We start from the raw sequence: 16,160 nt of genomic DNA on the forward strand, positions 1-16,160 counted from the left end.
CAGGCTTCAGGCCTCCGGCCCGCCTCACGGCGCCTCGGTGATCCGGTCCTTGGCGAAGAACTTCAGGCGGGCGACGACGACGGCGATGGCGCCGAGGGCGTAGAAGGCGCCGAACCAGGCGAAGCCGTAACCTAGACCGTGGCCCGCCGGGTAGATCTCGCGGAAACGGCCGAGCAGCCAGGGCGAGAGCGAGCCGACGAGAAACGCGGCCATCACCATCACGGCGACGGCGGACGCGCGGTAGCGCGGCACGATCACGTCGAAGAGCGAGGCGTGGGTGTTGCACTCGTAGAAGCCGCGGCAAAGGCCGAACAGCGCCATGGCGGCGCAGACGGACACGACGCTCGGGGCGAGCCCCATCCAGAGCAGGGCCGGGGCGCCGAGCGCCATCGCCGTGATTTGCAGCTCGAGCCGCGCGGTGGGCCGGCGTTGCGCCCAGCGGTCGGAGAGCCAGCCGCCCACCAGTACGCCGACAAGTGCGGCCAGGTGGTGGAAGAACATCGCGTAACCGGCGGCGAGCGTGAGGGAGAGCCCGCCCTTCTCGCGGAGAAACTCGGGCGCCCAGACGACATAGGCGTTGTTCACGAAGACAATCGCGGTGAAGGCGATCGTGAGCATGACGGCGGTCGGGACGCGGAACAGGACGCCGAGCGCGCGGCCGAGGTCCTGCAGGGGTGAGGTAGCGGCGGTTTCGCCGGCGACGCGGCTTTCCTCAGGGCCGACCCGGGCGGCGCGCAGGCGCAGGATGAAAACGAAGCCCAGGAGAATGCCGCCGCTGCCGAAGGCGAAGAAGGCCGAGCGCCAGCCCCAGTGCTGGGCGATCCAGCCGCCGAGGAAGCCGCTCGTCATCACGCCGGTGTAGAGCGCGGCCTGGTGCACGGACATCGCGATGCTGCGCGTCTCGCGGTGATGCCGCGCCAGGAGGGCGTAAGCGGCGGGCGAGTAGAACGACTCGCCGCCGGCGGTCGCGATGCTGCGCAGCATGATCAGGCTGAAGAGCCCGGTCGCCAGGCCGGTGAACAGCGTGGCGGCGCTCCAGAAGATCAAGCAGGCGGTAATCACGCGGTGCTTGGGCCACTTGTCGCCGGCATAACCGGCGAACGGCATCAGCAGCGCCAGCGCGAGGAACAGCACCGAACCGACCAGGCCGATCTGCGAATCACTCAGGCCGAGGTCGACGCGAACCTGGCTGACGACCACGCCGAAGATGGCGCGGTCGCCCTGATGAAAGAAGAAAGCCAGCGAGAGCAGCAGCAGGAGCTCCCACTTGAACGGGAATTTTGGGGCGGGGGAGGTCATCAGGTTTCGAGGTCGGCGGGGACGAGCTGGCAGGAGCAGCCGCCGTCAACGACCAGGCTGGCGCCAGTAATGCGGGTGGCCTGGTTGGAGGCGAGGAAGAGCACGGCGTCCGCGATGTCGTCCGCCGTCGCCTCGCGGCCGATCGGCAGGTTGGCGCGGCGGCGCGCGGCGAGCTTGGGGTCGAGGACGTCCCAGCGGCCGGTGTAAATGTAGCCGGGCACGACGGTGTTCACGCGGATCCCGAGCGGCCCGAGCTCCACGGCGAGCGCGCGGGCGAGCGCCTCGACGCCGCCCTTGGAGGAGACATAGGCGCAACGCTTGCGAATCGGCCGCGTGGCGGAGTTGGAGCCCATTTGCACGATGACGCCGCGCTTCTGCGGCGCCATGAGCTTCACGGCGTGCTGGGCGCAAAGAAACGCGCCGATCAGGTTCACGCGCACGGTGTATTCGAAAACCGACAACGGCGTGTCGAGGAACGCGTGGCCGATGGCCTGTTGCGCCGCGTTGTTGACGAGAACGTCGAGCCGGCCGGCGTCGGCGCGAATCCGGTCAAAGAGCCGGGCGATGGCCGCGGCATCGGAGAGATCGGCGGGCGCGGCAATGACGCGGCCGGCGGTTTCCTGGGCCGTCTTTTGCGCGGCCGCGGCGGTGGCGGCGGCATCCAGGTCGTGCAGCCAGACAGTGGCGCCTTCCTGGGCAAAACGACGGGCGATGCCGAGGCCGGTGTTGGTGGCGGCGCCGGTAACGAGAACGTGTTGATCCTTGAACCTCATGATTTGTTGGGCTTCGCAGCGGTGAAATAGGAGCGGGCGTCGGCGGGGCGGATCTGGGTCAGCGCGCCGGTGTAGTGCCGCAGGTCACGCGGGTCGTACGGGTGGCTCGGGATCGCGTCCTCGTTGAGCTCGAGGCCGAGGCCGGGGCCGGTCGGGATGAACATCTGGCCCTGCTCGAAGCGTACCTTCTCGGTGGTGATCTCGGAGCGGTACGGCACGTCGCTCGACATGGTCTCGAGCAGGAAGAAGTTGGGGGTGCAGGCCGCGATCTGGAGCGTGGCGGCGTTGGCCACCGGGCCCGATGGGTTGTGCGGGCAGACCGGCAGCTGGTACGCCTCGGCCATGGCGGCGATCTTCCGCAGCTCGCCGATGCCGCCAACGTGGCTGACGTCGGGCTGGATGAAGTCGGAGCAGCGCAGATTGAGGAAGTTGCGGTAGTCGTAGCGGCTGTACATGCGCTCGCCGGCGGCGATGGGCACGCGGACGCGGCGCTTCAACTCGGCGAGGCCCTCGGGATTGTCCGGCGGCAACGGCTCCTCGAACCACGTGATGTCAAACTCCTCCAGCGCGTGACCGATGCGCATCGCGGTCGGCACGTCGAAACGGCCGTGCCCCTCGATGAGGATGTCGACCTCGGGCCCGACCGCGGCGGAGACGGCCTCGACGCAGGCGAGCGCCTGCCGGAGGACGGGCTTCTCGATCTGGCGGTAAGCCTTGCCGAACGGGTCCCACTTCAGGCCGCGGAAGCCCTGGGCGACGGCGGCGCGGGCCTTCTCGGCAAATTCATCGGGCGTGACGGCCGGTGCGAACCAGCCGTTGGCATAGCAGGGGACGCTCTCGCGCACCTTGCCGCCGAGGAGTTGCCAAACGGGGACGCCGAGGGCCTTGCCCTTGATGTCCCACAGCGCCATCTCGACGCCGGCGAGCGCGCTCATGAGGACGGGGCCGCCGCGCCAGTAGGCGTCGCGGTAGGCGTCATGCCAGAAGGCCTCGATGTCGAATGGGTCGCGCCCCACGAGGGTGCGCTCCAACTCGCGGCAGGCCTGGGCGACGGTGAGCTCGCGCATTTCCAGCGTGGCTTCACCGATGCCATCGATGCCGTCGGACGTGCGGACCTTCACGAACACCCAGTTCGTGCGGTACGCGTGGCAGATGAAGGTTTCGATCGCAGTGACTTTCATGGAGAGGGTTGGTGACGGAAAGGGGCTCAGGGCTCCGCGAGCGACGGGGCGGGCGCGGGGGCGGCCGGGCGGCTGGCGCCGTTGCGCAGCTCGTACAGCCGGGAGGCAATCTGCCGCACGGCGCCGACCGTCTCGCGGTACGGGGTGTCGCAGATGTCGACGAGGCCGGTCTGGTAGTTCTCGCCGTCGAAGCGGCCGGTTGTCGGCTGGTCGAAGTACTGGAACCAGTGCGTGCCGATCACGTGGGGGTTGCGCAGCGCGCTCTCGACATAGACGGCGTAGGCGGTGGCGCGGGCGGCCTGGTCGGGCACCGGCACGAGGGCGGGGGCGAGCGGACCGCGGTCGAGCGCACCGAAGTGGAACTCGCCGATCAGGATCGGACGGTCGAGGCCGTCGGGTAGGGCGACGTCGGATACGAGGGTCGCGTAACGGTTGATGCTGATGACGTCGCAGTGGCGCACGGCGATGCCCATGACGAGCGGGTTGGCGCCCTGAGCGAAACGGCAGCCGAGGTAAAGGTGGTGGGGGGACTCGGCTTTCACGGCGGCGCGGCAGCCGCTGAAGTAGGCCTCGAGATACTGGGCCGTGAAGGCCTCGAGGTCGGAACGCACGGCGGCCCGCTTGAGGTCCGGGATATCGGTCGCCGCGAGCCAGCCATCCCAAGTGGCGTGGCGGGTTCCCCAGGCGGTGTTGAGCGCGGCGATGTCGGCGTAGCGGGCCTGCAGGGAAGTGAGGAAGGCGCGCTTGGCGTGCTGCGTGGCGGGGGAGGCGAGCGTGCACTCGGCGACGTAGGTGGAGGTCGACCAGTTCAGCTCGTTGTCGACGAAGAAGCCGAGGCACCACGGATCGTTGAGGGCGGACTTGAGGTCGGCGCGCAGCGTGTCGCGCATGCGCTTGGCCCAGCCGGGATCGAAGGGGTCGGGCAGCTTGCCCCAGTTGCCCTTGGAGCCGGCGAGCCGGAATTGCGCATCGCCCATGGGCGCCGAGTACACGATCGCGGTGTACGGCGTCTGGCGGCGTTCGTACACCGCGGGGTCGGAGGAGTTGGCGATCGTGTTGAGGCCCCAGCTGGCGAGGCGGCGCTGGGCCTCGGTGGCGTAGGCGTTGACCCAGCCGGCGCCGAACTTGCGGGAGAGATTGGCCTCGAGGTGATCGTAAACGGCGTGGTTGGGCCGGCCGACGTAGTACCCGCGGGTGGACTCGGGCTCCGTGCCGAAGAACGCGGCGTAGGGTGAACCGGCCGGCGGCAGCTCGAAGTAGTGTTCGCGGTCGGGCAGCGGGGTGCCGTGGTAAATGCCGCCGACGCGGACGCGCGTGCCAACGCGGACCACGCCGTGTGACCAGAAGAGCCGGCCCTCGGGGTCGATCAGCCACCAGCGGCCGTCGATCTTCTCGGTGCGGAAGAACCCCGTCGCCTCGCGCTGCGGGCCCTTGGCCCAGCCGCCGAAACGGTCCCAGTCGGCGGGGCGGGCATGAGCGGCGAGATCCTGGTTCTCCGCGTCGCGGCGGGCGGTGAAGTCAGCCTCGCGCGTGATCTTCTCGGGCCAGTCGCGATGGCGGTACTGGCCGTAGAGATCGACGAGCGGGAAAATCTTGTCGGGCGTCCAGTTGGCCAGCGGCGCCGGCGTGCCGCGCCCCTCGAGCGGCCCGACGGAAATGGCGGCGCCGGCGGCAACGTCGGGGAGGACCAGCCGCACCTGGCGGACGCGCGCGGCCTCGACGACGCCCCGGCGGACGAATTCGTGCGGCATGACCACGAGGGAGCGGTAGCGATCCGCGGGCGGTGCCTCGTCGGCGGGGCCGGCGAGCGGGACGATGAGCCAGTGCACCTGGTTGCCCGCCGGCAACGCGAGCTCGGCGCGGACGCCGCGGCGCAGCGGGTTGGGCTCGCGGGCGCGGGACTTGTGGTCGTCGACATGCAGGACGACGCGCACAGGGAAGGGACTGAGATTGCGGACCGGGACGGCGAGCTCGGCACAGGCGTCGAGTTTCCAACCGCCGGCGGGAGGAGTGAGCTGCAGCCGCGCTTCCGTCGCGTCCGGGGCGGCGCGCAGCGTGAGCCAGCCCTGGGCCTGGAGCCGGGCCTCGGCGCCGCTGGCCGCGTTCACGGGCAGCGAGGCGCGATCATCCGGCAGCGGACGCGCGAACGGGGCCGACGGAGTCAGCACCAGCGCCGCGGGCACGAGGAGCGGGAGCAGGCGGCGCAGGGCGGGGTGCGAAGTCTTCATGGGGCGGCGGAGGGAGCGTGCGGGCGAACGCGCCACGCGGCGAGTAACCAACTGCGCCACTTCCTTTCGATTTTACGCCAGCGGGCGAACGTGGCCGCGGGCGCGAAGGAAACACTGCCCGCCCGAGCGAAGAACGCCCTGTTCCGGCGCGAGGAAAGACGCGGGCGGCGCCCGAGCGGAGCGCAGCGGGTTGGCAAAAAAAAGTAATCCAGTGTCGCATTTAGCCGCTGGGCTTCGGTGGGCGCGCATGAAAAATCCGCCGGCAACCGGTTACCGGATTCCTTCGGCGACCGGGGACCTTTCTGCCCAGCAAACCTATGCCGCCCCTCCGGAGCCCCGCTCCGGCCGGCGAGTTCTCCGCCATGAAGCTTCCCCAACGCCTTGTCCTCTGCCTCGGCCTTCTTTGCGCCGTCCCTGCGGCCCTGCCCGCGGCGTCGGCTCCGGCCGCCGCTGCCGTCGAGCCCGGTGTGATCACCGGGTACGTCTACAACCCGATCACAAAGGAATACGTCCGCAACGCGGAGGTGGTCGTGGAGGGCACCAGCCTCGCGGCGATCACCGAAGGCGATGGTTCCTACCGCCTCGTCGGTGTGCCGACGGGTCCCGCGGTCTTGCGTGTGCGCTATACCGGCTACGAGGCCGTTACCGCGGCGCTGGTGATGGAGGCCGATGCGGGGCGCACCCAGAATTTTGAGCTCAGCAAGCCGACCGCGGTACGCGCCGGCAAGGATGAGACCATCGTGCTCGAGGGCTTCGTCGTCTCCGCCGAGCGCGAGGGCAACGCCAAGGCCATCATGAGCCAGCGCCGCTCGATGGATATCACCAACAGCGTCGCGTCCGACGTCTTCGGCGACGTCGCCGAGGGCAACATCGCCGAGTTTCTGAAGCACCTCGCGGGCGTCGATCTCGACTCCGTCGAAGGTGACGTGCGCACGGTCCGCCTCCGCGGCCTGAGCGCGGAGTACACGGCGGTGACGCTGGACGGCGTGTCGTTGGCCAGCGCCGACGCCAACACCTCGGGCAGCGGCAACTCCCGCGCATTCAGCTTCGAGCAGGTCTCGCTGAACAGCATGGATTCGATCGAGATCTCGAAAACCGTCAGCGCCGACGTCGACGCGAACGCGCCGGCCGGCACGATCAATCTGAAGTCCAAGCGTGCGTTTGACCGCAAAGGCCGGCGGATCGCCTGGCAGGCGAACGTGGGCATGAATTCGTCGGACTTCACGCTGTCGCGGACGAACGGGCCCGACAACGCGCAGCGCCGGAAGATCGAACCAGGTGGCATGCTCGAGTACTCGGATGTCTTTCTGAATCGGAAGCTCGGCATCGTGCTGAACATCAGCGAATCGAACACCTATGCCATCAGCGCGCGGTCCACGCTCGCGTACAATCGCGAAGCCTCGGATGTCGATCCGCGCGTCGTGGTGCCGACCTCGATGGCGCTGACAATCGGTCCGCGCATCACCGAGCGTTTCACCACGACGCTGACGGCGGACTACAAGGTTTCGCCGAAACTGAACTTCGGGCTGACGGTGATCTCGAACTATAACGACTACTGGTTCGACATGCGCACGGCGACGTTCACCACGCACAACGCGGACAAGAAGGTACCGGCTGCGCGCGCTACGGTTAAGGGCGACGACCTGCTGATGGCCCTTCAAGCGACCTCCACCTCGTCGGCAAAGCTGGCCGTCACCGCGCAAGGCATCGCGAAAGCGGGCGAGACCTGGACATACATTCCGAGATTTGAGTACCGGATCGGTCGGTTGAAGTTGGAGGGCAAGTTCGCCTACTCGGACTCCCGGAGTTGGTATGATCCGATGGGTCGCCGCGGCTCAGTGGTTTCGTCCGGCGCGATGACGAATGTCAGCACGTTCACGGCCGCGCGCTCGGCGCTGAAGCGCTCGGACTGGCAGTTTGCCCAGACCGGCGGCAAGTCATGGAGCGACGGCGCGAATTTCACGACCCCGACGCTGCAGGTGGACGACGGTCGCACGTCCCGGTCCAAGATCGGCAGCGGCCAGATCGACGGCAGCTTCACCGTGGGCTCGAAGCCGGCGATCCAGATCAAGACCGGCTTGAAGACCAAGGAGGAGCAGCGGACGTATGCGAACCGCCGTGCTAACACGTACTACACCTACGAGGGTCCGAACGCCGCGACGTGGAAGACGGCTTACAACATGCCGTACGACCTCGATCTCAGCATGCTCGACGGCGGCAGCGCCGTCTCGAACACCGGCGGGACGATTTTCATGCCGGACGTGCAGAAGCTGGCCAACCTGTTCCGCGAGCATCCGGAGTATTTCAAGCGCGCGGCCACGGCGGCGAACTACTACTCGGCAAACATTCTGAATATGAAGGACTATACGGAGAACGTGAGTGCGGCCTACCTGATGGGGACGACGAACCTCCGCAAGGCCACGTTCCGCGTCGGCATGCGTTGGGAGGGCACGCGCACCGATTCACTCGAATTCGATCAACGCACGAAGGGCGAAATGGCGGCTGCCGGCTACGCGCTCGTGAAAAACGATGATGCCGGCATGCTCGCAACCACGGTCGATGGCGTGAAGTACCAGTTCGAATCGAAGCCGCTCGTACACCGGAAGGGATACTACGATAATTTCTTCCCGAGCGCGTCGTTCAAATATCGTTTCCTGCCGAACCTCGATCTGCACGTCGGCTACGCGAAGACGATCCGCCGACCGGACTTCTCGGACATCTCAGGCATTTGGTCGGTGAACGAGGAGGCCCACACGGTGGAGATGCCGAACGCCGGCCTGAAGCCCGAGCTTTCGAACAACTACTCGGCGCGGCTGGCCTACTATTTCGAGCCGGTTGGTGTCATCGCGGTGAACTACTTCGTAAATACGGTGAGAAACCTGCACCAGAAGATGTATAAGCTGAGCGCCGCTGATGTTGGCTACACCGGTACAGACTATGCGGGCTATGAATTTACGACGACTCTGATGAGTCCGGAGAAAGTCGAGATCCGTGGCTTCGAGTTTGAATACAACCAGAGCCTCTCGTTCCTGCCGAAGCCGTTCTCCGGCCTGAACGTCCGCGCGACCTACACGCGCAATGATTCGAGCGTGAAGGTCGTCGACATGTCGCCGCACGCGGCGACGGCGGGCCTCAACTACACGTTCCGCCGGCTGAACATCTACTCGAGCGTCAATTGGACCGACGACCGCCCGCTCGGCACCTACGGCAACTATCGCCGGCATCGGACGACCACGGATGTGGGCGGCAGCTTTGCGCTGGGCCGCGGCATGAGCCTGTTCTTCGCCGCCCGCAATGTGTTCAACGTGCCGAACATCAACCTGCAGGAGTACCCGGGTGAGGCCGCCTTCGCCGTGAACTACGGCTACTACGGCACCGCCTGGACGTTCGGCGTGAAGGGTACTTTCTGAGGCGCCCCCCGGCGTCGCGATCGTTCTCGTACTCGTTCTCTTTCTCGTTCTCAGGGCCGGGCCACGCAGTGGTCCCGGCCCTTTGCCTTTCCGGCGCCTGCCTGGCGCCGGATTCTTCCTCTTACTCCTACTCTTTCTCTTTCTACCATCATCAAGCGGGCGGCCAACGGGCCGCCCGCGTCTGAGAGTAAGAGAAAGAGGAAGAGTAAGAGAAAGACCTTGGGGGTGGCCCCCGCGCTAAAGGGAGTGCGACCGACGACGGTACTCGTCGGGGTGGCAGCCGACGCGCTCGGTGAAGATGCGCGTGAAGGCGGAGAGCGCGGTGTATCCGCACTGGCGGGATACGTCGCTCACGGTCCCATGCGTGCGGCGCAGGAGGCGCTTGGCCAGCCCGAGCCGGAACTCGATGACGAAGTCGTGGATCGTCCGGCCCGTGGCCGTGAGAAACCGCCGTTCAAGCGTGCGGCGCGGGATGCCGATGACGTCGACGATCTGGTCGGTGCCGAAGGGAGAGTGGGCGAGCGAGCGGATCAGCTCGATCACCGCCACCACCTTCGCGTCGGCCACGAGGAGGCGCTGGCTGGAGGCGCGGACGGCGACCTCGCTGGGCGGAAGCTTGCGGTAACGCGGCACGGCTTCACCGCGGCTGTGCGCGGCGATCGCGTCGGCCGCCAGCCGGCCAATTTCACGCGTCGGCAGGCACACGCTCGAGATGCCGGGCTGCACCAGGTCGCATAGCAGCTCGTCGTTGCCAACGCCCACGAGGGCGATGTCCTCCGGCACGCGCAGGCCGGCCCACTGGCAGGCCACCAGAACGCGCTCGGCGAGCTTGTCATCGAACGCCATCACGCCGGCGGGCTTGGGCAGCCGCTTCAGCCACTGGCCAAGCTTGGGAATGTCGGACTCGCCGTGCGGCGAGACGTTGGCGAAGGTGTCCACGGTACAGCCGCGATCGCGGAAGTAGGTGGAGAAGGTGGCCGCGCGATGGACGGAGGGCGGGTGCGTGGCATCGGGGCCACAGTAGCCGAAGTGCTCAAGGCCCAGGGCCTCGAGGTGCTGTGCCGCGGCCGTCGCGATCGCCGCGTCGTCGACGAAGATGGCGGCCTGGTCGAACTCGAGGTTTCGCGCGCTGGTTTCGACGCAGTACACGCCGAGCCGGCGGAGTTGCCGGTGAAACGCGGTGGCGCGGTCGTACAGGATCGCGCCGTCGACCTTCATCTGGGCCACGCGGTCCACGGCGGTGGCGTCCTCCTGGCGCACGAGGAAGAGTGTCCAGTTCTGCTGTACCGCCCGCTCATACACGCCGAGCAGACGTTCGCGGCCCGGGCCGTCACGGGTGTCGATGCACACGGCGATGCGCAGCCGCCGGGGCGGGCGGATCTTGGCCGGGCGAGGACGGGAGGAGGACATCGGGGCGAAAGGGCTGAAGGCGGAAAGGACTGAAGGGCTGAAAGACTGAAGGCGGAAGCCGGAGGACGGAAGACGGAAGACGGAGGCCAGAGGCCGGATGCCGGAGGACGGAAGCCGGAAGCCGGAGGACGGAAGACGGAAGCTGTAGGGCGGAATACGGAGGGTGGAACAAAGCATGGATCACGGTGCGGCGGGAGTGGGCAGATGAGCCGGAGGTGAGACATTGGGGACTCGTTCTCAGGTGTCTGTCGTCGGGCCTCCGGCTTCTGGCCTCTGGCTTCTGGCTCCCAGGGGCGTGGCGCAAATTAGGAAGTTAATGGCGCACTTTGCCGCTCGGAAACCCATCGGCCGACTGGATCATCCGGCCATTGACCCGCGGTGCGTCGACCCAAACGGCGCGCCGAACCTGCCAAGCTCACACCCCCGGATGGTCGCAGTCCGATCCAGCCATGAAGTTCACCCGATACCTTGCCCTCAGCGCCAGCCTCCTCGTCGCCACCCCGCTGCTCTGTGCCGCGGATGAGACCACGTCCGCCGCGCCGGCCACTCCGGCCGTGATCACGACCGGTGTCATCACCGGTGCGGTCCTAAACCCGATCTCCAAGGAATATGTCCGCAATGCCGAGGTGCAGGTCGAGGGCGCGGGGCTCTCGGCGATCACCGAGGCGGATGGCACCTACCGCCTGATGGGGGTGCCCGCCGGGACGGTGACGCTCGTGGTCACCTACACGGGCTACACGCCCGCGCGGGCGACGGTGAATGTGACCGCCGAATCGATCGTCACGCAGAATTTTGACCTGGGCGAACCGCTGGGCGGTCGCAGCGCCAAGAGCGAGACCATCGTGCTGGGCGAGTTCGTCGTGTCGGGCGAGCGTGAGGGCAACTCGAAGGCCATCATGAGCCAGCGCCGCGCGATGGATATCACCAACAGCATCGCGTCCGACGTGTTCGGCGACGTCGCCGAAGGCAACGTGGGCGAGTTCCTCAAGAACCTCGCCGGCGTCGATCTCGAGACCGTCGAAGGCGATGTGCGCACCGTGCGCCTCCGCGGCCTCGCGGCGGACTACACCGGCGTGACGGTCGACGGCGTGACCCTGGCCAGCGCCGATGCGAATGGCGCCTCCACGGGCGGCTCCCGCGCGTTCACTTTCGAGCAGGTTTCGTTGAACAGCATGGATTCGATCGAGGTGTTCAAGACCACCAGCGCCGACATGGATGCCAACGCGCCGGCCGGCACGATCAACCTGAAGTCCAAGCGCGCCTTTGACCGGCAGGGCCGGCGGATCACCTGGCAGACGCAGGTGAACATGAACTCGACCGACATGACGCTCTCTCGGACCGACGGCCCGGACAACGGCAAGCACCGGAAAGTGCGGCCGGGTGGCATCCTCGAGTACTCGGACGTGTTCCTGAACAAGCGTCTCGGCATCGTCCTCAACATCAGCGAGTCGAATACGTACAACGTGAGCGCGCGCTCGACGATGGCCTACAACTACGCCGCCACCGCGACCGATCCCCGCCCCGTGGTGCCGTACTCGATGGCCCAGACGATCGGACCGAAGTTCAAGGAGAACTTCAGCACGACTCTGACCGTCGATTACAAGCTGTCCCCGACCCTGAACTTCGGGGTGACGATGATGTACAACTACACCGACCAGTGGTTCAACCTGCGGACGGCTACGCTGTACACCGCCACGAGCTCGGCGGCCACCCGCACCACCGCGAACGTGGTCAAGGGCGACGATTCGCTCTACGGGTTTACCACGACCACGACCGGCTCGCGGCTGAACATGGCCGCCAACGGCATTTCGAAACCGGGCGAGGTTTGGACCTACATCCCGCGTTTTCAGTACAAGATCGGAAAACTGACCATCGAGGGCCGCTTTGCCTATTCCGATGCGCGCAGCTGGTACGACCCGCTGGGCCGCGAGGGGGCGATCTTCGGCACCGGATCGATGGCGGTCTCCGGGATGTTCGCCGCAACGCGCAGCAGCTACAGCAAAACGGACTGGAAATTCCGGCAGCTGAGCGGCAACGGCTGGGACACGGGTGCGAGCTACTCGACGCCCACGCTCTCCATCAATGACGGTCGCTCCTCGCGGTCCAAGGTGGGCAGCGGCGAGATCACGGGCTCGTTCTCTGTGGGCAGCAAGCCGGTGATCGCGATCAAGACCGGCATCAAGGCCAAGCGGGAGACCCGCGACTTCAAGTACGAGCGCGCGGCGTACTCCTACACCTACGAAGGGCCGGGCAGCGGTGTCGGCGCCTGGAAGGATTACCGGCTGCCCTACGCGATGGATTTCAGTCTCCTCGAGTCAGCGGTGATTTCGACCTCAGGGGCGGAGGCGTACGTGCCCGACATCCAGAAGATCGGGGCGCTGTTCCTGGAACACCCTGAGTACTTTTCTCGGGCGAAGACGGACACGGGTGCGAACTACTATTCGGCGTTCGTCGAGAACCGGCGCCATTACGAGGAGGCCATCGATTCGGCGTACGCGATGGCGACGACGACGCTGTGGCGAAAGCTGACGCTCCGCGCCGGATTGCGCTGGGAGGGGACCGAAGGCGATTCGCGCGAGTTCGACGCCCGGACTCCGGACGAGGTTAAGGCGGCTGGCTACAAGCTGGATAGCTCGGGTATCGCGACGACGGTCGACGGCGTGAAGTACCAGTACATGTCCAAGCCGCAGACCCATCGTAAGCGCGAATACGACAACTTCTTCCCGAGTGCGTCGGCGAAGTACAAGTTTCTGCCGAACCTCGACCTGCAACTGGCGTACAGCAAAACCATCCGCCGTCCGAGTTACGCCGATATGGCTGGCGTGCTGGTGATCGATGAAGACTCCACGCTCGTTACGGCGCCCAATCCTTACCTGAAGCCGGAGACGTCGGACAATTTGTCCGCTCGCCTCGCGTACTATTTCGAGCCGGTTGGCCAATTCGCGGTGAACCTCTACCAGAACCGGGTGAAGAACCTGCTGGTGAATGCGGACGACGTCACCGCGGAGGAATACGGGTACACCGGTCCACTGGATCTCAGCGGCTATCGATTCAGCAGCACCGTAAACCGGGGCGGCACGACCAAGCTGAACGGCATGGAGCTCGAATACAGCCAGAGTCTCTCGTTTTTGCCTGGTCCCCTCTCGGGGCTGAACGTGCGCGGGACGTACACCCGCAGTGAATCCAGTATCACCAATCCCAACATGGCGCCGCATGCGGCGAGTGGGGGCCTGAACTACACCTTCCGTCGCGTGAACCTCTACGTGAACACCGTGTGGACCGACGACACGCCGACCAGCAGCACCGGTCTCCGTTACCGCAAGCACCGCGCCAGTGTGGATGCGGGCGGCAGCGTGCGGCTCACGCAGAAGACCAAGCTGTTCTTCTCCGCGCGTAACATCTTCAACGAGCCGTTCATCACGCTGGAGGAGTATCCGAACTGCCCGGCAGTCGCGGTCAACTACGCGAAGTTCGGCACGTTCTGGACGTTTGGCGTCAAAGGCACGTTCTAATCCCGGCAATCCCTTAACCGGCGCGCTGGCGTCGGCGCGAATCCTCGCGCCGCCGACGGATCGTGGCGATTTTCCAGCCGCCGACCCTTTCTCCCATGGCATCTCTCCGCTGGTCCGGCCTCGCGGCCCTCTTCTCCGTCGGTTGTTCGCTCGCCTTCAGCGCGCCGGCGAACCCCGTCCAGGTCGACTTCACGGTCAAGAATGGTTGTGCCGAGCTGGCGTGGCGGTCGGACGGCCTGGCGTTGGCGGCGCAAAGCGCCGGTCTTCCCCGCGCGGAAGGCGGGGCGGGCGCGGTGTGGACGCTGCGATTGCAGTCGGTGCAGGACGCGAAGGCGACGCTCGATCTCAGCAGCCGCGACCAGCAGGCGAAGGTGGAGCCGATTGCCGGTGGTTATCGCGTGAGCTACGGTCCGCTGGTGGATGCGAGCGGCGGCCGGCACGCGCTCGAGCTGATGCTCGAGGTGCGGTCTGAGTACGCGGCGTTCGCGGTGACCGGCAGCTTGCGCAACGGCACGACGGCGTGGCGCGTGGTGGAATTCGCCGGCCCGGTGGTGGGCGGGTTGCCGGCGCAGCTCGAGCAGCACCCGCTGCTGGTGCCCTACGGATACGGCATGCAGGTGCGGGCGGTGCCGAAGGAGCCGACGAAGCCCGCCAAGCGGGCGCCGGCGTGGCTGGCGGCGGGCGAGGGTGTGCTGGAGCTGAAGGCGGACTATCCCTCCTACGAGGCGAGCATGCCCTGGCTGGCGCTGACCGGCGAGGCGGGCGGGCTTTACTTGGGCGTGCATGACGCGCAGCAGGCGCCGACGAATCTCGTGGTGCGGCATGACGCCGCCACAAATCGGCTGTCGCTTCGTCTCGCTCATCCCCTGACTGTGGCGCCGGGCGACAGCTGGGCGCTGCCGAAGACCGCGGTGTACCTCTACCGCGGTGGCTGGCAGACCGCGGCGAAGTTTTACCGGGCCTGGTACGACCGCGCGTGCCCGGCGCCCGCGACGATTCCCTGGGTGAAGCAGAGCTCCGGCTGGCTGCTGGCGATTCTACGACAGCAGAACACCGAGCTCATCTGGGACTATCCCTCGATTGCAAAGCTCTGCGATGTCGCGGACGAACGTGGGCTGAATATCGTGGGACTCTTCGGCTGGACCGAGGGCGGTCACGATCGCTGGTACCCCGATTACCAGCCGGACGAACGGATGGGCGGCGAGCAGGGGCTCAAGGCCGCGATCACGGCGGCGCACCAGCGCCAGAAACGGATCGTGATCTACTACAACGGGCAGCTCATCGACCAGGGCTACAGCTACTGGGAGCCGCGCGGCCGCGCGATGACGGTGCAGGAGGCGGATGGCAGCTATGCGTTCCAGTCCTGGCAGAAGTATCTGGATACGCCGGCGCGCATTCACGGGCTGGCGTGCCTCGCTTCGGTGGACTGGTATCAGGTCCTGCTGAATCTCGCGCTGAAGGCGCACCGGTTGGGGGCGGACGGCGTGATTTACGACCAACTGGGAATGACCGCGCCGATGACGTGCTACGCGAAAGGGCACGGGCACCCGGTCCCGGCGGTGGTTTACGGTGCGGATCGGACGCGGCTGTTGCAGCGCGTCCGCGATCACATGCGCACGGTGCAGCCGGACTTTCTGGTGATGACGGAAGGGCTGCATGATGCGGTGCTGGGCTCGGTGTCGCTGTTCCACGGCTGCGTGCTCGGGGTGTTTGCGCCGACGACGGCCGAGGTGCGGCACCTGCAGGGAGCAAAGACGGTGTTCGCGCAGTTTCCCGATCTATTTCGGTACACGTTTCCCGAGGTGCTGACGACGATCCGGAATCCACGACCGATGCAGGAGCGGCGGACGACGAATTACGCCTGCCTGTTTGGCATGCGGCACGAAATCGAGACTCGCTACGCGGCCGACAAGGCATACCTGCTGGAAGGGAAAATGCCGGCCGCGGACGCGTACGCCAACATGGTGTCGAAGGTCACGGTGAGCGCGGTGCAGTCGATGTCCCCGGCTGAAGCGACGAAGTACCTCCGCACAATGGTCGATTTTCAGCGGACACATGCGGCCTTCCTCTGGGAAGGGCGGTTTGCCTCGAACCTGGGCTACACCATCGACGGGCCGGCGACGCTGCTGGCGCGGGCCTATGAGTCGGGCGACCGACTGGCGGTGGTGGTGTGGAATCCGGAGAAGACGCCGGCGAGCTTCCAGGTGGCCGTGCCCGGCTACCGGCTGACCGAGGCCTTTGAACCGGAGCGCGGCGCGGTCGATCCGGCGGCGTCGCTCGGCGCGGACAGCATTCGGCTGCTGATCGCCGTGAAAGCGCAGTGATCAGTTTTCGCTGCCGCGAAAAC

Annotated in this window: 8 protein-coding genes; 3 read left to right on the forward strand and 5 right to left on the reverse strand. The window is 66.6% G+C overall.

The window, feature by feature from the left end; translation table 11 throughout:
- Positions 1-24: 24 nt before the first annotated feature.
- From DB354_RS15890 to DB354_RS15905, 4 genes are read right to left on the reverse strand one after another with little or no spacing between them, the layout of a single operon-like run.
- Complete coding sequence (locus DB354_RS15890) at positions 25-1,299, reverse strand: MFS transporter (protein WP_107836634.1); 1,275 nt, start codon at positions 1,297-1,299, stop codon at positions 25-27.
- Positions 1,299-2,072 (reverse strand): SDR family oxidoreductase, encoded by a 774-nt coding sequence (locus tag DB354_RS15895; protein ID WP_107836635.1) that lies wholly within the window; start codon positions 2,070-2,072, stop codon positions 1,299-1,301. Before DB354_RS15895 ends, DB354_RS15890 begins: the two co-directional genes overlap by 1 nt.
- Entirely contained in the window at positions 2,069-3,253 is a 1,185-nt protein-coding gene (gene dgoD / locus DB354_RS15900) for a galactonate dehydratase (RefSeq protein ID WP_107836636.1), read from the reverse strand. The genes DB354_RS15895 and dgoD overlap by 4 nt, the downstream gene beginning before the upstream one ends.
- A gap of 26 nt (positions 3,254-3,279) precedes the next feature.
- Positions 3,280-5,481: a beta-agarase gene (locus DB354_RS15905; protein WP_107836637.1), complete on the reverse strand. Its 2,202-nt coding sequence runs from the start codon at positions 5,479-5,481 to the stop codon at positions 3,280-3,282.
- A 362-nt stretch (positions 5,482-5,843) separates the two neighbouring features.
- Between DB354_RS15905 and DB354_RS15910 the strand changes: the two genes are divergently transcribed.
- Positions 5,844-8,891, forward strand: a complete 3,048-nt coding sequence (locus tag DB354_RS15910; RefSeq protein ID WP_158277566.1) for a TonB-dependent receptor — start codon at positions 5,844-5,846, stop codon at positions 8,889-8,891.
- Positions 8,892-9,128: 237 nt separating this feature from the next.
- On the opposite strand, the gene DB354_RS15915 is transcribed toward DB354_RS15910, so the two are convergent.
- On the reverse strand, positions 9,129-10,301 hold the full coding sequence (locus tag DB354_RS15915; protein ID WP_107836639.1) for a substrate-binding domain-containing protein: 1,173 nt from the start codon (positions 10,299-10,301) through the stop codon (positions 9,129-9,131).
- Between the two features lie 449 nt (positions 10,302-10,750).
- Between DB354_RS15915 and DB354_RS15920 the strand changes: the two genes are divergently transcribed.
- Both DB354_RS15920 and DB354_RS15925 read left to right on the forward strand, forming a co-directional pair.
- The gene (locus DB354_RS15920) at positions 10,751-13,813 is read left to right on the forward strand and encodes a TonB-dependent receptor (RefSeq protein ID WP_107836640.1); all 3,063 of its coding nucleotides are present in this window, start codon (positions 10,751-10,753) and stop codon (positions 13,811-13,813) included.
- Between the two features lie 95 nt (positions 13,814-13,908).
- The gene (locus tag DB354_RS15925; protein ID WP_107836641.1) at positions 13,909-16,137 is read left to right on the forward strand and encodes a DUF6259 domain-containing protein; all 2,229 of its coding nucleotides are present in this window, start codon (positions 13,909-13,911) and stop codon (positions 16,135-16,137) included.
- Positions 16,138-16,160: the final 23 nt, after the last annotated feature.

Origin of the sequence: Opitutus sp. ER46, assembly GCF_003054705.1 — a bacterium.
GTDB lineage: Bacteria > Verrucomicrobiota > Verrucomicrobiia > Opitutales > Opitutaceae > ER46.